This window comes from Mesorhizobium sp. WSM4989 (genome assembly GCF_029625795.1).
GTDB lineage: Bacteria > Pseudomonadota > Alphaproteobacteria > Rhizobiales > Rhizobiaceae > Mesorhizobium.
Window position 1 is genome coordinate 1,789,108 of record NZ_JARTVN010000001.1, and the last position, 26,202, is coordinate 1,815,309.

20 protein-coding genes and 1 pseudogene are annotated in these 26,202 nt (G+C 64.7%); 12 read left to right on the forward strand and 9 right to left on the reverse strand.

The genetic code is table 11. From position 1 onward, the window contains the following. Window positions 1-11 precede the first annotated feature (11 nt). The gene (locus tag P9217_RS08640) at window positions 12-1,085 is read left to right on the forward strand and encodes an FAD-binding oxidoreductase (protein ID WP_067324336.1); all 1,074 of its coding nucleotides are present in this window, start codon (window positions 12-14) and stop codon (window positions 1,083-1,085) included. Here P9217_RS08640 and P9217_RS08645 read toward each other — a convergent pair. From P9217_RS08645 to P9217_RS08655, 3 genes are all read right to left on the reverse strand, one after another. Then, window positions 1,079-2,452, reverse strand: coding sequence for an amidase (locus P9217_RS08645; RefSeq protein ID WP_127215006.1), 1,374 nt, complete (start codon window positions 2,450-2,452; stop codon window positions 1,079-1,081). The two genes, P9217_RS08640 and P9217_RS08645, sit on opposite strands and share 7 nt — an antisense overlap. Window positions 2,453-2,614: 162 nt before the next feature. Further along, entirely contained in the window at window positions 2,615-3,415 is an 801-nt protein-coding gene (locus P9217_RS08650) for a class II glutamine amidotransferase (RefSeq protein WP_095799254.1), read from the reverse strand. Window positions 3,416-3,431: 16 nt separating this feature from the next. Next, a complete protein-coding gene (locus P9217_RS08655) occupies window positions 3,432-3,686 on the reverse strand; it encodes a DUF6356 family protein (RefSeq protein WP_095799471.1) in 255 nt (84 codons plus the stop codon). 116 nt (window positions 3,687-3,802) lie between these two features. Here P9217_RS08655 and P9217_RS08660 point away from each other — a divergent pair, with 116 nt between their 5' ends. The 5 genes from P9217_RS08660 to P9217_RS08680 all read left to right on the forward strand — a co-directional run bounded on the left by P9217_RS08660 (window position 3,803) and on the right by P9217_RS08680 (window position 7,421). Continuing rightward, window positions 3,803-4,273, forward strand: a complete 471-nt coding sequence (locus P9217_RS08660) for an Lrp/AsnC family transcriptional regulator (RefSeq protein ID WP_095780205.1) — start codon at window positions 3,803-3,805, stop codon at window positions 4,271-4,273. A gap of 84 nt (window positions 4,274-4,357) precedes the next feature. Further along, a complete protein-coding gene (gene dut, locus P9217_RS08665; RefSeq protein ID WP_278086214.1) occupies window positions 4,358-4,843 on the forward strand; it encodes a dUTP diphosphatase in 486 nt (161 codons plus the stop codon). Next, window positions 4,844-5,503: an HAD family phosphatase gene (locus P9217_RS08670; RefSeq protein ID WP_128371355.1), complete on the forward strand. Its 660-nt coding sequence runs from the start codon at window positions 4,844-4,846 to the stop codon at window positions 5,501-5,503. A gap of 173 nt (window positions 5,504-5,676) precedes the next feature. Continuing rightward, window positions 5,677-6,534 (forward strand): hypothetical protein, encoded by an 858-nt coding sequence (locus P9217_RS08675; RefSeq protein ID WP_278086213.1) that lies wholly within the window; start codon window positions 5,677-5,679, stop codon window positions 6,532-6,534. 74 nt (window positions 6,535-6,608) lie between these two features. Beyond that, a complete protein-coding gene (locus P9217_RS08680; RefSeq protein WP_278086212.1) occupies window positions 6,609-7,421 on the forward strand; it encodes an oxaloacetate decarboxylase in 813 nt (270 codons plus the stop codon). Between the two features lie 70 nt (window positions 7,422-7,491). Here P9217_RS08680 and P9217_RS08685 read toward each other — a convergent pair whose 3' ends face one another. Both P9217_RS08685 and P9217_RS08690 read right to left on the reverse strand, forming a co-directional pair. Next, complete coding sequence (locus P9217_RS08685) at window positions 7,492-8,211, reverse strand: sulfate transporter family protein (protein WP_278086211.1); 720 nt, start codon at window positions 8,209-8,211, stop codon at window positions 7,492-7,494. 151 nt (window positions 8,212-8,362) lie between these two features. Beyond that, entirely contained in the window at window positions 8,363-9,265 is a 903-nt protein-coding gene (locus tag P9217_RS08690; RefSeq protein ID WP_278086210.1) for an EamA family transporter, read from the reverse strand. Between the two features lie 263 nt (window positions 9,266-9,528). Here P9217_RS08690 and P9217_RS08695 point away from each other — a divergent pair, with 263 nt between their 5' ends. From P9217_RS08695 to P9217_RS08705, 3 genes and pseudogenes are all read left to right on the forward strand, one after another. After that, window positions 9,529-10,521: an adenosine kinase gene (locus tag P9217_RS08695; protein ID WP_067324320.1), complete on the forward strand. Its 993-nt coding sequence runs from the start codon at window positions 9,529-9,531 to the stop codon at window positions 10,519-10,521. Between the two features lie 251 nt (window positions 10,522-10,772). Continuing rightward, window positions 10,773-11,447: a hypothetical protein gene (locus P9217_RS08700; protein WP_278086209.1), complete on the forward strand. Its 675-nt coding sequence runs from the start codon at window positions 10,773-10,775 to the stop codon at window positions 11,445-11,447. After that, window positions 11,432-12,265: pseudogene (locus P9217_RS08705) on the forward strand (porin); the annotation flags it as partial. The gene P9217_RS08700 and the pseudogene P9217_RS08705, both read left to right, overlap by 16 nt. Before the next feature lie 94 nt (window positions 12,266-12,359). Here P9217_RS08705 and P9217_RS08715 read toward each other — a convergent pair. Continuing rightward, window positions 12,360-14,639: an NADP-dependent malic enzyme gene (locus P9217_RS08715; RefSeq protein WP_067324316.1), complete on the reverse strand. Its 2,280-nt coding sequence runs from the start codon at window positions 14,637-14,639 to the stop codon at window positions 12,360-12,362. A gap of 253 nt (window positions 14,640-14,892) precedes the next feature. Here P9217_RS08715 and mutS point away from each other — a divergent pair, with 253 nt between their 5' ends. Then, on the forward strand, window positions 14,893-17,616 hold the full coding sequence (gene mutS, locus P9217_RS08720) for a DNA mismatch repair protein MutS (RefSeq protein WP_278086208.1): 2,724 nt from the start codon (window positions 14,893-14,895) through the stop codon (window positions 17,614-17,616). Window positions 17,617-17,643: 27 nt separating this feature from the next. On the opposite strand, the gene P9217_RS08725 is transcribed toward mutS, so the two are convergent. From P9217_RS08725 to P9217_RS08735, 3 genes are all read right to left on the reverse strand, one after another. Then, on the reverse strand, window positions 17,644-18,489 hold the full coding sequence (locus tag P9217_RS08725) for an aldo/keto reductase (RefSeq protein WP_278086207.1): 846 nt from the start codon (window positions 18,487-18,489) through the stop codon (window positions 17,644-17,646). A 94-nt stretch (window positions 18,490-18,583) separates the two neighbouring features. Further along, window positions 18,584-18,973 carry a DUF305 domain-containing protein gene (locus P9217_RS08730; RefSeq protein WP_067324310.1) on the reverse strand — a complete coding sequence of 130 codons (390 nt, stop codon included), beginning with the start codon at window positions 18,971-18,973 and terminating at the stop codon, window positions 18,584-18,586. Window positions 18,974-19,017: 44 nt separating this feature from the next. Then, the gene (locus P9217_RS08735) at window positions 19,018-21,528 is read right to left on the reverse strand and encodes a heavy metal translocating P-type ATPase (RefSeq protein ID WP_278086206.1); all 2,511 of its coding nucleotides are present in this window, start codon (window positions 21,526-21,528) and stop codon (window positions 19,018-19,020) included. Between the two features lie 194 nt (window positions 21,529-21,722). Here P9217_RS08735 and P9217_RS08740 point away from each other — a divergent pair, with 194 nt between their 5' ends. Together P9217_RS08740 and murJ are read left to right on the forward strand one after the other, a co-directional pair. Next, entirely contained in the window at window positions 21,723-24,527 is a 2,805-nt protein-coding gene (locus P9217_RS08740) for a [protein-PII] uridylyltransferase (RefSeq protein WP_067324306.1), read from the forward strand. 46 nt (window positions 24,528-24,573) lie between these two features. Further along, window positions 24,574-26,181, forward strand: a complete 1,608-nt coding sequence (gene murJ, locus P9217_RS08745) for a murein biosynthesis integral membrane protein MurJ (protein ID WP_278086205.1) — start codon at window positions 24,574-24,576, stop codon at window positions 26,179-26,181. The last annotated feature ends 21 nt before the right edge of the window (window positions 26,182-26,202 follow it).

Genomic DNA, 26,202 nt, shown 5'->3' on the forward strand with positions numbered 1-26,202 from the left:
AAGGTCATGGCATGAGCAGCGCAAAACAAGTCATCGTCATCGGCGCCGGCATCATCGGCGCATCGATCGCCTGGCATCTGGCGAAGGCTGGAGCGAGGGTGACGGTCGTCTCGACAAGCGGCGCCGGCGGCGTCGCGACGCCCAATTCCTTCGCCTGGATCAACGCAAGCTGGGGCAATCCGGAGACCTATTTCCGGCTGCGCATCCGGGCGATGAACGAGTGGAAACGCTTGGCGAATGATCTGCCGGGCCTGCCGCTTGCCTGGTGCGGCGGCCTGTGCTGGGACCTGCCGGCGGACAAGCTCAAAGCCTATGCGGCCGAGCATTCGTCCTGGGGCTACGGCATCGAGCAGGTCGGCCGCGAACAGGCGGCGCGGATCGAACCCAACCTGACCGAGCTTCCCGATTTCGCGCTTCATGTCGCCGAGGAAGGCGTGGCCGAGCCGGTGGCGACCGCAACGGCGCTGCTGGCGGACGCCGAACGGCGCGGCGCGCGGCTTATTACTGGGACTGTCGATACACTGACTCTATCCGGCGGCAGCCTGAGCGGCGTCGTCGTTGCGGGTGAAACCATCGCCGCCGACGAGGTGGTGATCGCCGCCGGCGCCGGCGCTCCGGCGATCGCCGCGACGGCAGGCGTCCAGTTGCCGATCAAAACGCCGCCCGGTCTGATCGTGCATTCGCGACCCTACAGGAAGCTCCTCAACGGCCTGGTGCTGGCCGAGAGGCTGCATATGCGGCAGACGGCCGATGGCCGGATCATCGCCGGCTCGGATTTTGGCGGCGGCGATCCGGGCGAGAACCCGGAGGCAACCGCGCTTGAGCTTTTCGAAGCGGTGAAAGCGATGCTGCGCGGCGCCGACGGGCTGGAGTACGATTTCCACACAGTCGGCTATCGTCCTACTCCGATCGATGGTTTCCCAATTGTTAGCCGCGCCGACGGCGTAGGCGGCGTCTATGCCGCCGTCACCCATTCCGGCATCACGCTGGCACCCGCCATCGGCCTGTTTGCGGCCCGCGAAATCGTCGATGGCGAGCGCGATCCATTGCTCGCGCCTTATGCGCTGTCGCGCTTCGCTCAGTAGCCCGGCGGCCGGCGAAACCCGTCGGTCAGCGGCGCGATCGCCGCAGCGACGCCGAGCAGTCTCGCCTCCGACCAGCGCTTGCCGACCAGTTGCAGGCCGATGGGCAACCCGTTGCTGTCCTGCCCGCCTGGTATCGCCAGCGCCGGATGGCCGGAATAATTGAAGACCGCGCCATAGGCCGGCAGCATCCAATAGCTCTCGTCCTTGCCGTCGACCTTCAGCGGGCTGCCTGGCTTGCAGTGCGGAAAGGCCGTTGTCATGGCGACCGGGCAAAGCAAGGCATCACAGCTTTCGAAGAACCGCTCCCAAGCAAGAATCGACCGGTCGCGGCGAGCGAGCGCCGCGAACCAGCGCGACACCGGCGCAGGCTGTTCCGGCGGTTCCGGTTGCGCTGCCTCCAGCATCATGCCGATCAACTTGCCGCCCTCGGTGAGATCATCATGCAGGTCGAGCTTCGGCAGTTTGGCTTCCTCGACGTGCGCGCCGGCGGAAGCCAGCCTAGCAGCCAATCTCTCGACCGCGGCGCCGATCTCGGCGGCCACCGGAAAGCCGCGGAAGGTGCCGGCGAAGGCGATGCGCAGCGATTTCAGCTCGAGCCTCGGTATGGGATCAACCGGCACCGGCGCCAGATCGGTATCGCCGCCGTCCGGACCGGCAATGATCCGGTAAATCAGCGCCAGGTCCTCCAGATTGCGAGCAATCGGCCCAACACAGGACATCAAGCGGACGCTGCGCGGAATGCCGCCCGGATCGGGAAAAGCGCCGGCCAGCGAGACGCGATGCTCGGTCGGCTTCAGGCCGTAGACGCCGCAAAAGGCGGCGGGCAAGCGGATGGAATTCTGCATGTCGGTGCCGACCTCGAAGGGCATCATGCCCGTCGCGACCGCAGCCGCAGCGCCGCCGCTGGAGCCGCCCGCTGTGCGCGACGGATCCCAAGGGTTGCCGGTGCGGCCGAACAGCGGATTGTCAGATTGCCAGTCGCCCAGCATGGTGGCGACATTGGTTTTGCCGACCAGCACGCCGCCGGCTCTCTTTAGCCTGGCAACCACAGGGCTGTCCTGCTTGGGAACGTTGTCGGCAAATGGCGGGAAGCCGACCGTCGTCTTCATGCCAGCGGTCTCGTGCGCATCCTTCAGCGTGAACGGCACGCCGTGCAGCGGGCCGAGCGCGGCGCTGCGGGCCAGTGCCGCATCGGCTTCTCGGGCACGCTGAAGCGCGCCTTCCCGATCGAGGAGGACGACGGCGTTCAGAGCTTCGTTATGCCGGTCGATCTGCGCCAGATGCGCGTCGAGCGCCTCCACGGCCGAGATTCTCCGGCGGGCAATTGCTGCCGCGAGTTCGGTAGTCGAGGAAAATCCGATGTCCATGGTGCTGCACTCCGGCTGCTTGCCGCGCTGCGCCTTGAACATGGCGGATGAGACCGCGGCTTCAAGCCGAATTCAGCATTGTTAGGACAGCGGTGCTTGATCGAAATTGCGCCCACCTGTGGTCAGGGCGGCGCTGTCCCGCGACCTTCGCTACGTTTGGAGCTAGACGGCCAACGCGAACTTAGCAACGGTCGGCGCGAACGGCCGGATGTTTGTGCCGTCCCTTGTCATGGTGACAAAGCTCGACGGCGGGATCGCCTGCCATTCGCCGCCGTCGCGGTCGAACGGTTCGGAGACGATGCAGCGGCCGGCGCGGCTCGCGAATGCGCCGGTATAGAGCGTTGGCGCCTGGCCGTCGGTAGCGTAGCGCACGGCGTAGAGCGCCTCGCCATCGGAAAATGCCGCTGTCAGCTTCAGGGAGGGTTCGAGACCGGCGTGGCGCGAAGCCTCGAGAACGCGGCTGGTGGCGCGGGCTACCGCGCCTTGCGGGTCGGCGGACAGGCCTTCGTCGAGCATCAGCAGGAAGAAGAGTTCGGAATCAGTCGTCCCTTCGCGCTGGTCGAAGACAGCATCCGACAGCGAATTCTCAAGCGCGCGGCGGATCTTCTCGAAGCCGCCGATCTGGCCGTTATGCATGAACGACCAGCGGCTGGAGACGAAGGGATGGCAGTTCATGCGGCTGGTCGCGCCGCCGGTGGAGGCGCGCACATGGGCGAGGAACAGGCCTGATTTGATCTGCCGGCAGAGGCTTTTCAGATTGGGGTCCGACCAGGCCGGCAGGATGTCGCGGTAAAGGCCGGGCTCGGGACGATCGCCATACCAGGCGAGGCCAAAACCGTCGCCATTGGTCGGCGATTTGGCCTCCTGGGCGCAGTGGCTCTGGGCAATCAGCGAGTGGCAGGGCGCCGTGATGATGTCTTCGAGGAAGACCGCTTCACCAAGATAGGCCGCCCACCGGCACATCGCATTCCACCACTTATCAGGCGCGATCCATCAGAGCCTGAGGCTCCTTCACCGCGTGTGAGCTTCTGTTATTCGTGCGCTCATAGAGCTCACGGACGATTCGGCTGGCGGTAGTCTCGAACAGAAACGGCAAGAAAGCGTGAACGAGGGCGGCGCCCGCGGCCATCGACAGGCGAGAGCAGAACCAGGCGGCGAAGGCCATATGGCCGAAATAGGTCTCGCCAACCTTGGCCGGGTGAGACGTAAAGAGCGCCGAAAACCGCGTCGTCATGGTGATCCCTCCTGCTGGGATGAGCCCCGATATTGAGTATCCTGCCACGAGACGAAGGTTCATCGATCCCAAATTGTCCTTGTGTCTAGCCCTATTTTGGGACATTCATCCCAAGAATGGCGTTTGATATCGACGAAACCGATCGGAGATTGCTGGCCGAGCTGCAGCGCGACGGCACGCTTTCCGTCGACCAGTTGTCGGAGCGCGTGGCCTTGTCCCGCAACGCCTGCTGGCGGCGCGTGAAGCGGCTGGAGGAGGAGGGCGTCATTACTGGGCGCGTGGCGCTGGTCGATGCCGACAAGCTTGGACTCGGGCTTTCGGTGTTCATCCTGATCCGCACGTCGAACCACGACCCGGACTGGCTGCAAAAGTTCCGGGCGGCGGTGACGGGCTTTGCGGAGATCACCGGCGTCTACCGCATGTCGGGCGACCTCGACTATGTGCTGAGAGCCCGCGTCGCCGACGTGAAAGCCTATGACAGGCTCTATCAGCGGCTGATCGCCAAGGTGCCGCTGTCGGACGTCTCCGCTTCCTTCGTCATGGAGGAGATCAAGGAGACGACCGTCGTTCCGGTGGAGTTGCGCTGACGCGGAACCGCATTGAAAGAAAGGCGTTGATAGCGTCGCGGCCGGGTTGACCGAATCGGCAGCCGCGCCGATAGGAATGGGCTCATGCGTACGGCTGTCTATCCTTCCTCCGTCATCGGCCCCACCGTCGGTTTCGTCAGGCTTCCGCATGGCGAGGGCTTGCCGCTGCCGACCTATGAAAGCGCGGGCGCGGCCGGGATGGACCTGCGAGCCGCGGTGCCGGAAGACCGGCCGCTGCTCATCCTGCCCGGAAAACGCGCGCTGGTGCCGACCGGGCTGATCGTGGAAATCCCGGAAGGCATGGAAGGCCAGGTGCGGCCGCGCTCCGGCCTCGCCTTCAAATATGGACTGACCGTGCTCAACACGCCCGGCACCATCGACAGCGATTACCGCGGCGAGGTGAAAGTGCTGCTCGTCAATCTTGGCGATGAGGACTTCGCGGTGACGCGCGGCATGCGGATCGCGCAGATCGTGTTTGCGGCAGTCACGCAGGTGGCCGGCGAAGAACGGGCGCTCGCCGGCGGCACGGCGCGCGGCGCCGGCGGTTTCGGATCGACCGGCACCGCCTAGATGCAAGTCCCAAAACTGGTCATCTTCGATTGCGACGGGGTTCTGGTCGACACCGAGAACCTTGCCAATCGGCGCCTCGCCGACTGGCTTTGTGAAGCGGGCTTTCAAACCACATTCGAATATTGCCGCAAGACCTTCTCGGGCCGCAGCATGGCCTCGGTGCAGAAAGAGATCGAAGAGGCGACCGAGGCCCGGCTCGGCGCCGACTTCGTCGAACGCTGGAACGCCGGCCTGCCGGATCTATTCGCGCATGGCGTCGAGGCGATCCCTCACGTGCGCGATTTCATCGAAAAGGTGCGCGCCGCCGGTATTGCCTATTGCGTCGCCTCGTCGGCGCGGGTTTCGAAGATGCATATCACGCTCGGGCAGACCGGCTTGTTGCCGCTGTTCGAGCACGCCATGTTTTCCTCGACCATGGTCGGGCGCGGCAAGCCGTTCCCGGACCTTTTCCTGCATGCGGCAAAGACGATGGGCTTCGCGCCGGCCGACTGCATCGTCATCGAGGACAGCGTCGCCGGCACCCAGGCCGGCATTGCCGCCGGCATGCGCGTGTTTTCCTATCACGCCGATCCATTCTCGGACCGCGACGGGCTGGCGGAAGCCGGCGGCGTCCTGTTCGACGACATGCGCGACCTCGCAGGACTGGTGCCGATCCTTTGATCGGACACTGGAGCGGTTCCGCTTTCGTCGAATTGCCGACCCGCTCCAGCTACTTGTTTTACGCAATTCCGGACGGAAAACTGTTTCACATTCTTCCTGGAATTGCTCCGGGCTGTTCGGCGAAATCTTCCGTGCTAGCGTGCAGCCGTCAAACAGCCGGCGGCTCCCACCCCATGAAATTCACCCTGCTTCGCCTCGCCCTCGCTCTTGTGCTTCTGTCATGGCTTTGGGGCCCGGCGAGCGCGGAGAATGTCAGCTTTCCGGACTTTGCCAGCGCCATCCCGGGCCACAAGGACGTCACCTATCTCGACCTCGCCAGGATGGTCATCCCCGATCTGGCGTTGAACGCCGACGGCTTCTACCGCGGCGGCTTGCCGATCGAAATGCGCCACGTCGCCGGTCCGGACAGCGGTGGCTCGCCGCCTGAAACGTCAAGCCTGCCCAATGCTGCGGTGCTTGCCATCAAGGCCGGCGGCAAGGACCGGCTGACCATGCTGTTCGATCTCGGCGACTCTCCCGACAGCGCCGAGGGCTATGCGGTGCTGGCGCTCTACGATCTGCCCGGCGGCAAGCCGGCGCTGCTCGACGCGGTCAATGTCGCCGTCGATCGCAGCACCTATTTTCGCGAACCGAACAAACTGTCGGTCGGCGCCGGTGACGATATCCTCATCACCATGAGCACGCATTTCAATTCCAGCCAGGGCTATGTGATCACGCCGCTGATCATGGTGCGCAACGACAAGTTCGAACTGATCGACATGATCTACACGTTCGATGAAAGGCTATGCACCTACAGCCGCAAGCAGGACATCGCTTTTAAGGCTATTGCCGACGGCCGGCCGCATGCAGCGATCAAGGTGACGGTGACCGATGCCACGATCCCAAGCGGCGAAAGCTGCGACGATGCGGCGCCCGAGGCGTCCTCGAAAGACATTTCAGTCACCTATCATTGGGATAAGAAAGCGTCGCGCTACGTGGCGGGTTCAGACGCCCTCAAAAGGTTGTCAGCAGAGAACGAGAAACGCTTCTGAGCCGAGCGCATTCGTTTGCCCGAGCGGGGAGACCGCGATAAATTCCCCGCACGACCCATGATTGAGGACCCGCCATGGACAAGGGCAAGATTTTTCGCGATCTGCACGCCTCGACCTTCGTCATGCCCAATCCCTGGGATGTCGGCACGACCAAGCTTTTGACTTCCTTCGGCTTCAAGGCGCTGGCCACGACCAGCGCCGGCTTCGCCTTCTCGCGCGGCCTGCCCGACGGCGCCGTGACGTTCGAGGCCATGATCCACCATTGCCGCGAAGTGACGGCGGCAACCGACCTGCCGGTTTCGGCTGATCTCGAGCGCGGCAAGGGCGACAGCGCCGAGCAGGCCGCAGAAACCATCTTCGCGGCGGAAGCCGCGGGCCTTGCCGGCTGCTCGATCGAGGACCATACGGGCGATCTAGAGTATCCAATCTACGAGTTCTCGCATGCAGTCGAACGCGTCGCCGCGGCCGCCGAGGCGGCGCGCGCCTTGAAGCACGATTTCGTCTTCACCGCGCGGGCCGAGAATTTCCTTTGGGGCAAGACCGATCTCGACGACACGATCAAGCGTCTGCAGGCTTTCGAGAAAGCCGGCGCCGACGTGCTCTACGCGCCGGGCCTGAGCGACATCGACACCGTGCGGACGGTCTGCTCCGCGGTCAGCAAGCCGGTCAATGTCATGGCGCGGCCCGGCTTCACCGTGGCCGACCTTGCCGCGGCCGGGGCCAAACGCGTCTCGCTCGGGCCATGGCTGACGAATTTCGCCTTTGGCATGCTGGAAACCGCTGCGCGGGAAATCCAGCAGGACGGCACCTTCGGCTTCACCCGTTCGGCGATGCCGTTCGGCAAGCTGCAGGCGCTGTTCCGCGGGGGCGGTACCGAGCAGGATTAGAGCGTTCAGCGTTTCACGGAAACACCGAACCGCTCTATCCCCTTGTTGCGCATTTCCGGACGGAAAACCGCTACGCGCTTTTCCTGGAATTGGGCTGGACCGGGTCCCGCGCCGAAACCGCCTTGTGCAGACGCACCATCATGGCGGCGGCAAAGAGCGGGGTCAAAAGGTTGAGCAGCGGCACGGCAAGGAAGACCGCGATCAGCAGTCCGGCCAGGAATACCGTGGCCGCATACTTCCGGCGCAGCGCCTTGGCTTCAGCCTCGGGGCGGAAGCGCATGGCGGCGAACTCGAAGAATTCGCGACCCAGCAGATAGCCGTTGACGATGAAGAAGGCGGCGAGGTTGATGCCCGGCACGAGGAGCAGCAGTAGGGCGACGATGTTGCCGAGGATCACGACGCCAAAGAATTTTATCGCCAGCGCCAGCGACTGCAGCACCGGCACGGCGCGGCCGGGCAGATCGCCGGGATAGTCGGTGCGCTCGACCACCTCGGCGATATCGTCGAGGAACAACCCTGCGACGATCGCCGTCACGGGTGCCACGAGCAGCGCCATGCCCATTGCCAACAGGATGCCGGCGATGATGCCGCTCAGCCATCCTGCCCAGGACGGCAGGCCGGGCACAAATGCCTGCAGCCACGGCCATGCCAGCCATTCGAGCAGGCTCTCGATGCCGAACCACAGCGCCACCAAGGCGAGCAGCGTCAGGCCCAGCGTCTTCAGGAAGACGGAGCGGAATTCAGGTGAGAACAGCCGGCTGGCGGCGGCGCGGGCGGCATCGAGGATCACGGCAGGTCCAAGCCCTTACAGAGGAGCGACGATCCCGAGATAGGCGGGCTTGCTAAGCGGCGCAACTAAGCGCGTCGCGTCGACGCGCCTTAGGTTTGTCTCGATGCATGTCGTCCTCCCAAAACCGCCATGCACTTTTGGGCGACATGCATTATTGCGCAAGCCTGGCCAGTCTGGCCGGGATGGTCATGGCCGCGACGCCAACGACGACGAAGCCCATGCCGAACCAGGCGCTCGGCCCGAGGCTTTCGCCCAGAAAGACGGCGCCGATGCCGACGCCGATCGGCACGCGCAGATAGGCCTGCGAGGTGGTGCCGACAGAGCCCAGCGTGTGGATGAGCCGGAAGAAGATCGAAAAGGCGAGCGCGGTGGAGAAGACCGAAAGCCCGAAGAGCGCCAGAATCGACGCCGTCGACGGCGTCAACGTCCAGGGCCGGTCGAAGACGAGGCTCAAGGGAATCAGGATCACGGCGCCGCAGATCATCGAGCCGGCGGCCGGCACCATCGGGTCGAGCCCTCTGAAATTGCGGCCGAAAATGGCGGCGCCGGCATAGCAGACGGTGGCGGCGACGACCGCAAGCTGCTCCCAGAGCTGATGGCCGATGCCGCCCAGCGCCTCGGTGCCGACGATGAGGCAAATGCCGGCGATGCCGGCGCCGACGCCGACCAGCTTGCGCAATGTCACCGGCTCGTGGCGGGTGATCAGCGCCGTCAGCAGAAAGGTGAAGATCGGCGACGTCGCGTTGAGGATCGTGGCAAGCCCGGCGTCGATCGAACGTTCGGCGGCGGCGATCAGCGTGAACGGGATGACGCTGTTGAGGCAGGCCTGGAACATGAAGCGGCGCCACATGACCACCTCCCGCGGCATGGCAAGGCCGCGCCAGCGGATGAGGCCAAGCAGAATGCCGCCGGCGATCAGCGTGCGCCCGGCGATGAAGGTCACTGGCGGGATCGTCTCGACGCCGATCTTGATGAAGGTGTAGGAGGCACCCCACAACACCGCCAGCAGGCCAAGCAGCGCCAGCTCGGTCGTCATCTCGGTCTTATCGGACATGGGATTTCGCGCCTTCAGCCTGTTTCGACGGTCCGTTCTAGCTCACACCGCGGCTTAGATGTTTCGATGACGCTCCAACCATAGCCGCCGTCGCCTCTAACGATATGGTCCAGTTCGGCGCGACGGCTGCCGCAGCAACCGGCCAGAAGTCGGCGAAGCGGAAACCGGTGCCGATTTTCGGGGTAGGCAAAGCGGCTGCGAGCCGCTAGACCCGCGCGCGGCCGGCGTGGCACAAAGCCGGACAGTCGTTGGCGGAGACATTGATGCCGGAATATGACGTGCTTTGCATCGGCAATGCCATTGTCGACATCATCGCGCAATGCGACGAGGCCTTTCTGGAAACCAACGGCATCATCAAGGGCGCGATGAACCTCATCGACACTAGGCGCGCCGAGCTGCTCTACAGCCGCATGGGACCGGCGATCGAAGCTTCAGGCGGTAGCGCTGGCAACACGGCGGCGGGCGTGGCGAGCTTCGGCGGCCGCGCCGCTTTTTTCGGCAAGGTGTCGAACGATGCGCTCGGCGACATCTACAGCCATGATATCCGCGCCCAGGGCGTGGCCTTCGACACCAAGCCACTGCAAGGCGAGCCGCCGACGGCTCGCTCGATGATCTTCGTCACGCCGGACGGCGAGCGCTCGATGAACACCTATCTCGGCGCCTGCGTCGAGCTGGGGCCGGAGGACGTCGAGGCCGACAAGGCGGCCGGCGCCAAGGTCACCTATTTCGAGGGTTATCTGTGGGATCCGCCGCGCGCCAAGGAAGCGATCCGGCAGACCGCGAGGCTGGCGCATGCGGCGGGGCGCGAAGTGTCGATGACGCTGTCGGATTCTTTCTGCGTCGACCGCTACCGCGACGAGTTCCTCGATCTGATGCGCTCCGGCACGGTCGACATCGTCTTCGCCAACAGCCACGAGATCAAGTCGCTCTACCAGACCGCTTCCTTCGAGGACGCGCTGGCGGCGATACGCAAAGATTGCAAGATCGCCGCCGTTACTCGCTCGGAAAAGGGCTCGGTGATCGTGCGCGGCGACGAGACCGTCACTATTCATGCGACCACGATCAAGGAACTGGTCGACACGACCGGCGCGGGCGACCTTTATGCCGCCGGTTTCCTCTATGGATACACGACCGGACGCAGCCTCCAGGACTGCGGCGACCTCGGCTCACTGGCGGCCGGGCTGGTGATCCAGCAGATCGGCCCGCGACCGCGCCAGAATCTGCGCCGCGAAGCGGAACAGGCGGGCCTGCTTTAGTTCCGCCGCGTCATCCCGGTCGGGCGCCAAATGAACCCGGCTGTCGCGCCGCTGTCATAGATCGCTCCTAGAGGCACATTGGGCGTTCCGCGACTGACATTTCAGGACGGCCGCAGCAGTTGGGGTGTCAAAAATGCAAGACAGCAACCTTCACGGTCGCTGCGTCCGTCACCATTGCGATAGCCGCTTTCCGCTGTAGCCGTTCAACGACGGCCCAGTTTGGGAGAAGCGCGGCCCCGCAAGACAGATGCATGACCAGGTTTCAGAATCCGCCTGAAGGAACTTCGCAAGACGCCTTGGCCGGACTTGTGGCCGAGGCTGTGCGACAGGCTTTGATGCAGCATGGCGTCCTAATGGACGCGGAGGCGCTGATCTGCGCCACCGCGATGGCCGGAGGTGTTGCCGCCGCCCTTCCGTTCCTGCCGCAGGCGCAGCGGCTTGCCATCACCTCCTTCAAGGGCAGCTGGACCGGGCTCGCCTCCGAATTCTTCCGCGCGATGGCGGAGAAGATCGCGCGCGCCGAGCCGCGCGACGCAGGCAGCAGGGACGAAAATCCGAAGATCGGGGCCGGCAAGCCCATCCCGCGGCCCTTTGCCGAGCGGGTCTCCGAGCTGCAGTCGATGCTGATCGAAGACTGGGCCGGCGAGGTCGCCGGGTCGACCTATCTGGAAAAGAAGTTCCGTATACCTCGCTCGACGCTGCACCGCTGGCAAAGGCGCGCTGAGGTCGTCGCGCTGCGCAAAGGCGGCCGCAAGCATGTCTTCCCGCTCGCCCAGTTCATCGACGGCAGGCCGGCCCGCGGCATAAGCGAGGTGTTGGCGGCCATCACCAATCCGAGATTGGCCTGGTTCTGGCTCGCTCATCCCTGCCCCGAACTCGATGGCCGCGTCCCCATCGAAATGCTGCGCGAGAGGTCGGCACGTTGAAGACCTACACCGAAACGCGCTTCAACTTCGGTGACAAGAACCTGGTCACCTCCAACGGTGAGGTTGACACCAACCCCGCTGCCAACAAGGCGCCCGACCTGCATTTCGCCTGGATCCAGCTCGGCGGCCTGCGCGTCGGTAAGGACGAAACGCCTTATGACCAGTTCATCGGTTACGCGGGCAATGTCATCCAGGACACGATCATTCCGTACGGCGTCAAGGACACCAACGTCGTCAGCTACTACTTCGATGTGGACGGCGGCTTCTCGGGCGTCATCTCGCTCGAAGAGGGCTCCGGCGTGACCGGCACGATCGACAGCTATGTTCCGCATGTCGTCGGCGGCGTGAAGTACAAGGGCGACTGCGGTGCGGTCACCGGCGTCGTCGCCTATGACAGCAATTACGAGGAAGTCGCCGGCAAGGTTCGCTTGGACGTCAATGTCAGCAAGGAACTGTCGCTGTTCGTCATGGCCGGCTACGGCACCGACGACAACCTGAGCGACGATGCCGGCAACGCCATCGACGCCATGGCCGCGGCTTCTACAAGCCGTGGGCGGCAATTGGGCCGTCTGGGGCGGCGGCACCTACAAGTTCAACGACAAGACGGCGTTCAATCTCCAGGCTTCGGCCGACGACGACAAGAACTACGCTTTGGCGGCGAACGTCGCCTACACCATCGTGCCGGGCTACACGATCAAACCGAAGTCGACTGGAACCACTTCGGCCATTTCTACGACGGCACTCCGTTCGGCAACTGGACCAAGGCCGACAAGAAGGACAGCGTCGGCGGCATCGTCCGCTTCCAGCGCAATTTCTGATCGAAAGCTGCGACCCAAACAGAAAGGCCCGCGGCATCGCCACGGGCCTTTTTGCTTTTGAGTTCGGCAAAGGGCGGGGCGCGGCGGCCGCCCGTCAATTCCCCGCCGTATAGGCCGCGATCGCCGCCATGTTGACGATGTCTGAGTCCTTGGCGTTGAGCGAGACGATCTGCACCGGCTTGTTCAAACCGACCAGCAGCGGGCCGATGACGGTCGAGCCGCCGAGTTCCTGCAGCATCTTGGTCGAGATCGAGGCCGAGTGGAAGGCGGGCATGACCAGCACATTGGCCGAACCGGTCAGCCTGATGAACGGGTACTGCGCCATGGCGCGCGGGTTCAGCGCCACGTCGGCGGCCATCTCGCCGTCATATTCGAAGTCGACGCGGCGCTTGTCGAGGATGCGCACCGCCTCCTGCACCCGCTCGGAGCGCTCGCCCTGCGGATGACCGAAGGTGGAGTAGGCGAGCATCGCAATCCTCGGCTCGTAGCCCATGCGGCGGGCAAACCCGGCCGCCTCCTCGGCGATGTCGGCGATCTGCTCGGCATTCGGCATGTCGTGCACGGCGGTGTCGGCAACCAGCACGGTGCGACCCCTTGCCAGCACGATCGAAACGCCGATCACGCGGTGGCCTGGCTTGGCGTCGATGACGCGGCGCACGTCGTCGAGCGCGGTGGAATAGTTGCGGGTCACGCCGGTGACGATGCCGTCGGCGTCGCCCAGCGCCACCATGCAGGCGGCGAAATGGTTGCGGTCGTTGTTGATCAGGCGCTGACAGTCGCGGAACAGGTAGCCCTTGCGCTGCATGCGTTCGTAGAGATAGTCGGTGTAGATCCCATTGCGGCGCGACAGCCTGGCATTGATGATCTCGAGGCCTTGCTTGTTGAGTTCGATACCGGCGTTGCGGGCATTCTCCTTGATGACGTCGTCGCGGCCGAGCAGGATCGCCGTGCCCAGCCTCTGGTTCACATAGGAGACGGCGGCGCGCATCACCTGCTCCTCCTCCCCTTCGGCGAAGACGATGCGCTTGGGCTGGCGGCGGACGCGGTCGTAGATGCGCTGCAAGGTCGAGGCGATCGGATCTCGGCGGGCGGAGAGCTCATGCGCGTAGCGGTCGAGATCGAGGATCGGCTTGCGGGCGACGCCGGACTCCATCGCGGCCCTGGCCACGGCAAGCGGGATCGCCGAGATCAGGCGCGGATCGAAGGGCACCGGGATGATGTAGTTGGGGCCGAATTTCGGCCGGTTGCCCTGATAGGCGGCGGCGACGTCGTCGGGCACGTCCTGGCGCGCCAGCTCGGCGAGGGCGCGTGCGGCGGCGATTTTCATCTCGTCATTGATGGTGGTGGCCCTGACATCCAGCGCGCCGCGGAAGATGTAGGGAAAGCCCAGCACATTGTTGACCTGGTTCGGGTAATCCGAGCGGCCGGTGGCCATGATGGCGTCGGTGCGGATCTCGCCCACTTCCTCGGGCGTGATCTCCGGATCCGGATTGGCCATCGCGAAGATAATCGGGTTCTTGGCCATCGACTGCACCATGGCGGGGGTCAGCGCGCCCTTGGCGGAAAGCCCGAGAAAGACGTCGCAGCCGTCAAGCGCCTCGGCGAGCGAGCGCGCCTCGGTCTTGACCGCATGCGCCGACTTCCACTGGTTCATGCCTTCGGTGCGGCCCTGGAAGACCACGCCCTTGGTGTCGCACAGGATGATATTTTCCGGCGAAAAACCCATCGCCTTCATCAATTCGATACAGGCGATGCCCGCTGCACCCGCGCCGTTGCAGACCATTTTCGTGGTCTTCATGTCGCGGCCGGTGATCTCCAGCGCGTTGATCAGCCCGGCGGCCGAGATGATGGCGGTACCGTGCTGGTCGTCGTGGAAGACGGGGATGTCCATCAGCTCGCGGAGCCGCTGCTCGATGATGAAGCATTCCGGCGCTTTGATGTCCTCGAGATTGATGCCGCCGAAGGATGGTCCGAGGAAGCGCACGCAGTTGATGAATTCGTCGGCGTCCTCGGTCGCCACTTCGAGGTCGATCGAATCGACATCGGCGAAGCGCTTGAACAGCACCGACTTGCCTTCCATGACCGGCTTCGAAGCCAGGGCGCCGAGATTGCCAAGACCGAGAATTGCGGTGCCATTGGAGATGACGGCGACCATGTTGCCGCGCGTCGTGTAGTCGAAGGCGCGGCTTGGATCCTCCGCAATTGCGCGCACAGGAACGGCGACGCCCGGCGAATAGGCGAGGCTCAGATCGCGTTGCGTGGCCATCGGCTTGGTGGCGACGATCTCCAGCTTGCCCGGCCGACCCATGGCGTGGAATTCGAGCGCCTCCTGCGCGCTGACGGAGGGCCCGCTGCTTTCGGTTTTCCTGGCCATGATGCTTTTGATTTCCTCGCCTGTGCGGCACCGCTTGGGACGGCTGCTTGCTTATGGTTCCCACCGATTAAGGCTACACGCGGCGACTGTAAACCGACAAGCCGGGCGAAGCTGCTTCAACGCAGAAGGCCGGCAATGCGGCGGACCGATTGACGGCGAGCTGGCAGCATGGCTCGCGCTTTCCCCTGCTTTTCGAGCCTCCGGCATTAAACCGCCCTGCCACATCTGCTAGCGTTCGGGCATGAACATGCACATGCCGACCGATACCGATGCCCAGGAAACGACGACGCCGGCGCCCACCATGGGCGGCGTTACGCCGATGATGGAGCAGTATATCGAGATCAAGGCGGCGAACCCGGATTCGCTTCTGTTCTACCGCATGGGCGATTTCTACGAGCTGTTCTTCGACGACGCCGAAAAGGCGAGCCAGGCGCTCGGCATCGTGCTCACCCGGCGCGGCAAGCACCAGGGCCACGACATCCCGATGTGCGGCGTGCCGGTGCATGCGGCGGACGACTATCTGCAGAAGCTGATCGCGCAAGGCTTCCGCGTTGCCGTGTGCGAGCAGATCGAGGACCCGGCGGAAGCCAAGAAGCGTGGCTCGAAATCGGTGGTGCGCCGCGACGTGGTGCGGCTGGTCACGCCGGGCACCATCACCGAGGACAAGCTGCTTGCACCCTCGGAGTCGAGCTTCCTGATGGCGCTGGGGCGAGTGAAGGGTGGCAATGCAGCCAGCCAAGGCAGTTTCGCGCTTGCCTGGATCGACATCTCGACGGGCGCGTTTCGGGTGGCTGAAACCTCGGCCGAACGGCTGCTTGCCGACATTTTCCGCGTCGATCCGCGCGAGCTGATCGTCGCCGAGCCGGTGTTCCATGATGCGGAGCTGCGGCCGGTCTTCGACGTGCTCGGCCGGGTCGCCAACCCGCAGCCGCCGTCGCTGTTCGATTCGGCGTCGGCCACGGGCCGCATCGCCCGCTTCTTCGAGGTGGCGACCCCGGACAGTTTCGGCAGTTTTTCGCGTGCCGAGCTGTCGGCGATCTCGGGCGCCATCGCCTACGTCGAGAAGACGCAGAAGGCCGAGCGGCCGCCGCTGTCGCGGCCGGAGCGCGAGGAGAACGGCTCGACGCTTTTCATCGACCCGGCGACGCGCGCCAATCTGGAACTCCTGCGCACGCTATCCGGCAGCCGCGAGGGCTCGCTGTTCAAGGCGATCGACCGGACCGTGACCGGGGGCGGGGCGAGACTGCTCGCCGACCGGCTGATGGCGCCGCTGACCGACCCGGCATTGATTTCCGCTAGGCTGGATTCGGTGTCGTTCTTTCGCGCCGAAGCGCGGCTTTGCCAGGGATTGCGAACGAGCCTGAAAAGTGTCGCCGACATGCCGAGGGCGCTCTCCAGGCTGGCGCTCCACCGCGGCGGCCCGCGCGACCTTGGCGCGCTCAGCGCCGGCTTCGAGGCCGCGGGCGCGATCGCCGCACTGTTTGCGACGACGGCGCTCCCCGCCGAACTCGCCGCGGCGCTCGCGGCGATCCATGGCTTGCCCAAGGCGCTCGCCCGCCATCTCGGCGAGGCGCTCGACGACGAATTGCCGCTCATCAGGCGCGACGGCGGCTTCGTGCGATCAGGCTACAATGCCGAACTCGACGAGATGCGGGCGTTGCGCGATGAGTCGCGAAAGGTGATCGCCGGGCTGGAGCGCTCATTGATCGAAGAGACCGGCATCCGCTCGCTGAAGATCCGGCACAACAATGTGCTCGGCTACTATATCGAGGTGACGGCCAACCATCATTCGATCATGACCGGCAGCGACGCTGCGAAGGCGCGCTTCATCCATCGCCAGACCATGGCCAACGCCATGCGCTTCACCACGACGGAACTGGCGGAGCTGGAATCGAAGATCGCCAATGCCGCCGATAAGGCGCTGAGCATCGAGCTTGCCACCTTCGACCGGCTGACGGCGGAAGTGGTGAGCGAGGCCGACAGCATCCGCGCCGGGGCCGAGGCACTTGCAGTCCTCGACGTATCGTCGGCCTTGGCGCTGCTTTCCGAAAGGGAGGGCTGGTGCCGGCCGGTCGTGGATTCCAGCCTCGCCTTCGAGATTGCCGGCGGCCGCCACCCGGTGGTCGAACAGGCGCTCAGGCGATCAGGCGAAGGTCCGTTCGTCGCCAATGACTGCGACCTCTCGCCTGAAAACGGGGCAAAGGCCGGCGCCATCTGGCTGCTCACCGGCCCGAACATGGGCGGCAAGTCGACCTTCCTGAGGCAGAACGCGCTGATCGCCATCCTTGCCCAGACCGGCTCCTTCGTGCCGGCCGAAAGCACCCATATCGGTGTCGTCGACCGGCTGTTCTCGCGCGTCGGCGCCTCGGACGATCTCGCTCGCGGCCGCTCGACCTTCATGGTCGAGATGGTCGAGACCGCGGCGATCCTAAACCAGGCCGGGGAGCGGGCACTGGTCATCCTTGACGAGATCGGCCGCGGCACCGCGACCTTCGACGGTCTGTCGATCGCCTGGGCGGCGGTCGAATATCTGCATGAGAAGAACCGTTGTCGTGCGATCTTCGCCACACATTTCCACGAGATGACGGCGCTGGCCGGCAAGCTTTCGCGGCTCTCCAACGTCACCATGCGGGTCAAGGAATGGGAAGGCGACGTCGTCTTCCTGCACGAGGTCGGCAAGGGTGCCGCCGACCGTTCGTACGGCGTGCAGGTAGCTCGGCTCGCCGGACTGCCGGAAGCGGTGGTGGCGCGCGCCAAGGAAGTGCTGCACCAGCTCGAGGAAGGCGAAGTTTCCGGCAAGACCAACCGGCTGGTCGACGATCTGCCGCTGTTTTCGGTGGCGGTGAAGCGCGAAGCGCCGAAGCCGGCGAAGAACGATGTCCTGGGCGAAGCACTGGGCGCGATCAATCCGGACGAGATGACGCCAAGGGAGGCGCTGGAGGCGCTCTACAGGCTGAAGGGGCTGGCGGCGAAATAAGGCTTTCCAGCGTCATTGCGAGCGCGCCTAGATCATCTCCAGCCCGCGCTTGCGCGTCGGCGGCGGGAAGGCGCGGTCAAGTTCGGCAAGCTCTTCCGCCGTCAGGACGATGTCGAGCGCCGCAGCATTCTGGCGGACGTGCTCCTGCCGGCTGGCCTTCGGGATGGCAACGACGCCTTTCTGCGTCATTACCCAGGCAAGCGCGATCTGCGCGGCGGTGGCGTTGTGGCGGGCGGCAACGGCGTCGAGTCTGGCGTTGCGCGCCAGCGCGCCCTGCTCGACCGGCGAATAGGCCATCAGCGGGATGCCGCGCTCAAGGCTCCAGGGCGCGAGGTCGAATTCCGGACCGCGCCGAGAGAGATTGTAGAGGACCTGGTTGGTTTGGACGTGGGCGCCGGAGGGTAGGCCGACCAGTTCCTCCATCTCGTCGGTATCGAAATTGCTGACGCCCCAATGGCGGATCTTGCCGGCCGCCTTCAAGGCCTCGAAGGCTCCGATCGTTTCCGACAGCGGCACGCTGCCCGGCCAGTGCAGCAGATAGAGGTCGATGCGGTCGGTGGCGAGCCGTTTCAGACTGTTCTCGCAGGCCCGCTTGACGCCGGCGCGCGAGGCGTTGGACGGCAGTACCTTGGAAACCAGAAAAGTCTCGTCGCGGCGTCCGGCGATGGCTTCCGCCACCACCTCCTCGGCGCCGCCGCCGGCATACATTTCCGCCGTATCGATAAGCGTGATGCCGAGATCCAGCCCAAGCCTCAGCGCCGCGACCTCGTCGGCGCGGCGCCGGCCGTCCTCACCCATCTTCCACGTGCCTTGACCCAGCACCGGAACGGCTTCGCCTGACGGCAGGAAAGTGGTTCTGATTTTAGAAGACATGGCCCGCTCCGCGTGAGGCTGGATCGCAGCACAAGCATGGCCGAAAATCCAGGCCGAAGTCCTCGCCTTCGTCCGGGATTTCCGGCGCGGGGAACTAGTTCACCGGATGCTTGGCAAGCCAATCCTGCATTTTTTTGATCTCGGCTTCCTGCGCCTTGACGACGTTCTCGGCGAGCTTGCGGATTTCCGGGTCCTTGCCGTTGGCGATCACCACCTTGGCCATGTCGATGGCTCCCTGGTGATGCGGGATCATGCCGCGGACGAAATCGACATCGGCATTGCCGGTGTAGTTGAGCATCATGTCCTTGTGCATCTTGTCCATGGCCGCCTTGTAGCCAGCGGTTGCGGGGCTGTCCGCGCCCATGGCCATCCCGGACATGTCGTGCTTCATTTCGTCCGATTGCGCGGGCACGCTTTCGAGGAACACCGCGATCAGCATTCCCGCCGCCATCAGCAGCAGCACAATCTTCTTGGCCAAGGTCATCCAATATCTCCTGTTGAATGGAATGTCGTATTTGGGGGCGTCGCTCAGAGTTTCAACGTTCTCAGCCGCAGCGCGTTGCCGATCACCGAGACCGACGACAGGCTCATCGCCGCCGCTGCGATCATCGGCGACAGAAGCATACCGGCGAGCGGGTAGAGCACTCCGGCGGCGACCGGCACGCCGAGCACGTTGTAGAGGAAGGCGAAGAACAGGTTCTGGCGAATGTTGCGGATCGTCGCCTGGGCCAGTGTGCGGGCTCTGACGATGCCGTTGAGATCGCCCTTGACCAGCGTGATGCCGGCGCTTTCGACCGCGACGTCGGCGCCGGTGCCCATGGCGATGCCGACATCGGCTCCGGCAAGCGCCGGCGCATCGTTGACGCCGTCGCCGGCCATGGCGATGCCGGCGCCCCTGGCGCGCAGTTCGTCGACAAGTGCCGCCTTCCGATCCGGCAGCAGCCCGGCGCGGACCTCGTCGATGCCGAGCCTGCCGGCGATCGCTTTTGCCGTGCGCTCGTTGTCGCCGGTCGCCATGATGATCCTCAAGCCCTTGTCGTGCAGCGCCTTGATCGCCTCGGCCGTGGTTGCCTTGAGCGGATCGGCGACGGCAACCAGGCCGGCAAGCTTGCCGCCGACGGCAACGAACATCGCCGTCTTGCCTTCGGCCTGCAGCGCCTCCGCGCTGGCGGAAACGGGCGCGGTGTCGACGCCGAGGTCGGCCATCATCGCCGCATTGCCGAGCGCAACCTTCCTGCCGGACACGGTACCGGCAACGCCCTTGCCGGTTATCGCCTCGAAGTCCTCGGCACCTGCAAGCTTGGCGCCGCGTTCGGCGGCACCTTCGACGATCGCCTCGGCGAGCGGGTGTTCCGAGCCCTTTTCGAGCGTCGCGGCGAGCGCCAGCAATTCATTCTCCGCAATGCCTTCGGCGGCGACGACATCGGTCAGCCGCGGCCGGCCCTCGGTCAAGGTGCCGGTCTTGTCGACGATCAGTGTGTCGACGGAGGCGAAGCGCTCCAACGCCGCCGCTTCCTTGATCAGCACGCCGGCATGCGCGCCGCGGCCGGTCGCAGTCATGATCGACATCGGCGTGGCCAAGCCGAGCGCGCAGGGACAGGCGATGATCAGCACCGACACCGCCGACACGATGGCGTAGGCCAGGCTGGGCTCGGGGCCGAAGAGCGACCATACAATGAAGGCGATGATCGCCACCAGCACGACAGCCGGCACGAAGTAAAAGGAAACTCGATCTGCCAGCCCCTGGATCGGCGCGCGCGAGCGCTGCGCCTTGGCGACCATTTCGACGATGCGCGAAAGCGTGGTCTCGGCGCCGACCTTTTCGGCACGCATGATGAGGGAGCCGTTCTTGTTGAGCGTCCCGCCGGTGAGCGAATCGCCCTCCGACTTCTCGATCGGCAGCGGCTCGCCGGTGATCATCGATTCGTCGATGGCCGAGCGCCCCTCGTGCACGATGCCGTCGACCGGCACGGCGTCTCCGGGGCGGATACGGAGCCTGTCCCCGGTCTTGACGCTGTCGAGCGGCACGTCCTTTTCGGTCCCGTCAGCGCCGATCAGGCGCGCCGTCTTCGGCGCGAGGTCGAGCAAGGCGCGAACGGCCGAGCCCGTGCGCTCGCGGGCTCTGAGTTCCAGCACCTGGCCGAGGAACACCAGCGCGACGATGACCGCGGCCGCCTCGAAATAAACCGGCACGCTGCCGTCATGGCCGCGAAATTGGTGCGGGAAGACATCCGGGAACAGCGTCGCGACAAGGCTGAAGAGATAGGCAGCGCCGACGCCGAGCGAAATCAGCGTCCACATATTGGGACTGCGGTTGAGCAGCGATGCCCAGCCACGATGGAAGAACGGAAACGCCGCCCACAGCACGACCGGACTCGCCAGCGCCAGCTCTGCCCATGTCTTCGTGCGGCCGTCGACGAAGCTTTCGAAGCTGACGCCGAGCATCGGCGCCATTGCGATGATGAGAAGCGGCAGCGAAAGCACGGCGCTGACCCAGAAGCGGCGGGTGAAATCGACAAGCTCCGGATTCGGGCCTTCGTCCCCGGACGGCACGCCCACCGGCTCCAGCGCCATACCGCAGATCGGGCAGGAGCCGGGCCTGTCGCGAATGATCTCGGGATGCATCGGACAGGTGTATTGTGTGCCCTTAGGCATCGGCTGCGGCGCAGGCCGGCCGGCAAGATACTTTGCCGGCTCGGCTTCGAACTTGTCCTTGCATCCGGCCGAACAGAAATAGAAACCCTGCCCCTCGTGTCGGACAAAATGCCTGGCGCTAGCGCGGTCGACATTCATGCCGCAGACGGGATCGGTGGCCGTCAGATATTTGTCCGGCTCGGCCTGGAACTTCGTGCGGCAGCGCTCGCTGCAGAAATGAAAGGTCCTGCCGCCATGCTCGGCCGCCGGCTTGCCGGCCGCCGGATCGACCGCCATGCCGCAGACGGGGTCGCGAATCACCGCTTCGGTCGCAGGCCGAGCATTCTTCCCCGAACAGCAGGATGCGCCGTGCGCATGATGATGGTTATGGTCGGAATGGGTCATCAGCAAATGCCTCGGAACTCTCGGATTGAGGCGGAGGTAGTCCTTCCAGTAACTGGAAGGTCAAGGGTCAGTTTCGATTTTTTAGTCTAGAAAGTTGATCGGCTGAGCGTCGAACGCACCTTCCGCGTGATGGAATTCGGCCTGTCGCACGCCCCATACACAGCGCGAAGAAAACGCGCTATAGACGCCGCCGAATGGCCAAGATCTCCCTCAAACTCGACGAAATCATCGATGGCGACGCTTTGCGCCGCGACATGACTGCGCTGACGGCGCCGAGCGCAGGCGACGGCTCCGGCAAGGCTGCCCGCACAGCGGTTCTCCAACTGCTCAAGGGCAAGCTCGCGGAAGGGCGAACGATCGCCGAGGCGATGCTGAAGCAGGATGGCGGCGGCCATGCCTGCGCCGAGCGGCTGTCGCATCTGATGGACGAGTTGATCCGGGCGCTTTACGATTTCGCGGCCACCCACGTCTACCAGGTCAAGAACCGCTCCGCCGCCGAGCGCATGGCGGTCGTCGCGGTCGGCGGCTACGGCCGCGGCACGCTGGCGCCGGGCTCCGACATCGACCTGTTGTTCCTGCTCCCTTACAAGCAGACGCCGTGGGGCGAGCAGATCGTCGAATACATGCTCTACATGCTGTGGGACATGGGGCTGAAGGTCGGCCACGCCACCCGCAACATCGAAGAGTGTCTGAGGCTCTCGCGCACCGACATCACTATCCGCACCTCGATCCTGGAAGCGCGCTTCCTGTGGGGCGAACGCAAGCTCTACGACGAACTGCTCACCCGCTTCGACCACGAAGTGGTGCGCACCACCGGACCCGAATATGTGCAGGCCAAGCTCGCCGAACGCGACGAGCGCCACGCCAAGGCGGGCGAGAGCCGATACCTCGTCGAGCCCAATGTCAAGGACGGCAAGGGCGGCTTGCGCGATCTGCAGACGCTGTTCTGGATCGGCAAATACTTCTACCGCGTGCGTACCGGCCAGGAACTGGTCGAGAAAGGCGTCTTCACCGAAGCCGAGTATCGCGAGTTCCAGAAGGCCGAGGACTTCCTATGGGCGGTGCGCTGCCACATGCATTTCCTCACCGGCAAGGCGGAAGAGCGGCTGCATTTCGACATCCAGCGCGAGATCGCCGAGCGGCTGGGCTACACCACCCATCCCGGGCTGTCGGCGGTCGAGCGCTTCATGAAGCACTACTTCCTGGTCGCCAAGGATGTTGGGGATCTCACTCGCATCTTCTGCGCCGCGCTCGAGGAAGAGCAGGCCAAGCATGTGCCCGGCTTCAACCGCATCTTTCTCACCTTCTCGCGGCGCAAGCGCAAGCTTGCCGGCACGTCCGACTTCATTGTCGACAACCACCGCATCAACATTGCCGACGACAGCGTGTTCGAACGCGATCCGGTCAACCTGCTTCGGCTGTTCTGGTTCGCCGACAAGCACGGGCTGGAGTTCCACCCCGACGCGCTGAAGCTGCTGACCCGGTCGCTCGGCCTGGCCAACAAGTCGCTCAGGCGCGACGAGGAGGCCAACCGGTTGTTCCTCGATATCCTGACCTCGGACCGCAATGCCGAGCTCAATCTCAGGCGCATGAACGAGGCCGGACTGCTCGGCAAGCTGATCCCCGACTTCGGCAAGATCGTCGCCATGATGCAGTTCTCGATGTACCACCATTATACGGTGGACGAGCATCTCATCCGCTGCATTGGCGTGCTGGCCGAGATCGAGCGCGGCGACGGTGCCAAGGTGCATCCGCTGTCGCACTCGCTGATGCCGGGGCTGAAGAAGAGCCGCGAGGCGCTCTATGTCGCGGTGCTCTTGCACGACATCGCCAAGGGCCGGCCGGAGGACCATTCGGAGGCCGGCGCCAGGATCGCGCGGCGCATCTGTCCGCATATGGGGCTGTCGGCCGCCGACACCGAGACCGTCGCCTGGCTGGTCGAAAACCATCTCGTGATGTCGATGACGGCGCAGACGCGCGACCTCAACGACCGCAAGACGATCGAGGATTTTGCCTCGATCGTGCAATCGGTGGAGCGGCTGAAGCTGCTTCTGATCCTGACCGTCTGCGACATTCGGGGCGTTGGGCCCGGCGTGTGGAACGGCTGGAAGGGACAATTGCTGCGCACGCTCTATTTCGAAACCGAGTTGCTCTTGACCGGGGGCTTCTCCGAAGTGTCGCGCGCCGAGCGCACCTCCGCCGCGCGCGAGCGGCTCGCCGAGGCGCTTTCCGCATGGCCGGCGAAGGAGCGCAAGCGCTATGTCGCCCAGCACTACGAAAACTATCTGCTGACCGTCGACCTGCCCGACCAGTTGCGCCACGCCGAATTCGTCCGCGAGGCGGATGTGGCCGGCAGGAAGCTCGCCACGATTGTGAAGACGCATGAGTTCGAAGCGGTAACCGAGATCACCGTGCTGGCGCCGGACCATCCGCGCCTGCTGTCGGTGATCGCCGGCGCCTGTGCCGCGGCCGGCGGCAACATCGTCGATGCGCAGATCTTCACCACCTCTGACGGGCGGGCGCTGGACACCATTTTGATCTCCAGAGAATTCGATCGCGACGAGGACGAGCGGCGGCGGGCCGAACGCGTCGGCAAGCTGATCGAGGACGTGCTGTCCGGCAAGAGCTGGCTGCCCGAGATGATCGAGAAGCGCGCCAAGCCGAAGCGCGGCGCCAAGGCCTTCCGCATTCCGCCGCGCGCCGAGATCCGCAACACGCTGTCGAACCGTTTTTCCGTGATCGAAATCGAGGGGCTGGACCGGCCCGGCCTGCTCTCAGAGGTCACCGGCGCGCTGTCGGACCTATCGCTCGATATCGCCTCGGCCCACATCACCACCTTCGGCGAAAAGGTCATCGACACCTTCTATGTCACCGACCTTACCGGCCAGAAGATCGACAGCCCGACGCGCACGGCCACGATCCACAAGCGGCTGATCGACACACTCGAAGGCAACGCGCCCGAACGCAACGGCAAGGCCAAGGCGGCGGCCGCCGAGTGATCATCACCATCCATTTGACGCAATTCCGCAGGCAGTCATCCTCCGCATGAGCCTTGTCAAAAAATTCGCCACCGTCGCCTCCGGCACGCTGATGAGCCGCGCGCTGGGTTTCGGCCGCGAGATGCTGATGGCGGCGGCCCTCGGCACCGGACCGGTCGCCGACGCCTTCAACGCCGCCTTCCAGTTTCCCAACACCTTCCGCCGGCTGTTCGCCGAAGGCGCCTTCAACGCCGCCTTCGTGCCGCTGTTCGCCAAGGAGATCGAAACGCACGGCACCGACGGCGCAAAGCGCTTCTCGGAGGAAGTGTTCGGCGTGCTGTTCTCGGCGCTTCTGGCGCTCACCATCGCCATGGAACTGGCGATGCCGCTGATCGTCCGCTACCTGGTGGCGCCGGGCTTTGGCGACATTCCGGGCAAGTTCGAGACGACCGTCCGGCTGGCGACGATCATGTTCCCCTATCTGATCTGCATGTCGCTCGGCGCCATGATGGCCGGCATGCTGAACTCGCTGCGCCGCTATTTCGCCGCAGCGATCGCCCCCGCTTTCCTCAACATCATCCTGATCAGCGTGCTCGCCTATGCCTGGTATCATGGGCTCGACGCGCATGATGTCGGCTTCGGCCTGTCCTGGGGCGTGCTGGCGGCGGGCATCGTGCAGCTCGCCATCGTCTGGGTAGCGGTGCGCCATGCCGGCATCTCGATCGGCTTCCGCCGGCCCAAGATGACGCCGAACGTCAAGCGGCTCCTGATCCTGGCGCTGCCGGCCGCTATTACCGGTGGCATCACCCAAATCAACCAGCTGATCGGCACGGCGATTGCCTCCGGGCAGAACAGCGCCGTGTCATCGCTCGCCTATGCCGATCGCATCTACCAGCTGCCGCTCGGCGTCGTCGGCGTCGCGGTGGCGATCGTGCTGCTGCCGGAGCTGTCGCGGGCTTTGAAATCGGGCAATCTGATCGAGGCGGCCAATTTGCAGAACCGCTCGGTCGAATTCACGCTGTTCATGACCTTGCCGGCGGCCGCGGCGCTTTGGGTGATGTCGGAGCCGATCGTGCGACTGGTCTATGAGCGCGGCGCCTTCGCCGCCAACCATTCGACGCCGATCGTCGCCTCGATCCTGGCGATCTTCGGCCTCGGCCTGCCGGCCTTCGTGCTGATCAAGGCCTTCACGCCCGGCTATTTCGCGCGCGAGGACACGCGCACGCCGATGATCTTCGCCGCCATCTCCGTCGGCGTGAACGTCGCCACCGCGCTGAGCTTGTTTCCTTCGATGGGCGCGCCGGGCATCGCCGTCGCCTCGGCCGTCGCCGGCTGGGTCAACGCGGCTTTGCTGCTCGGCATGTTGATAAAGCGCGGCCACTGGGGTCGTGACATACCGCTCTTGAAGCGCATTCCCCGGCTGGTGCTGTCGGCTGTTGTGATGGCGGTCGCGCTCTATTTCGCCGAGCACTATTTCGCGGCAAGGCTCGGACCCGGCTCGCCGCTGGTGATCAAGGCGACGACGCTGCTCGCGCTTGTCGGCGGGGGTGCGGCGCTCTACTTCATCACCGCCTTCGGCACCGGCGGCGCCGATTTCGGCATGATCCGTCGGAACGTGAAGCGCGGCACGGGGAAATCTGCGCCGCGGAAATCGAACACCGGCTTGGATGAATAACTCGAGCTGGCTTTCAGCAAC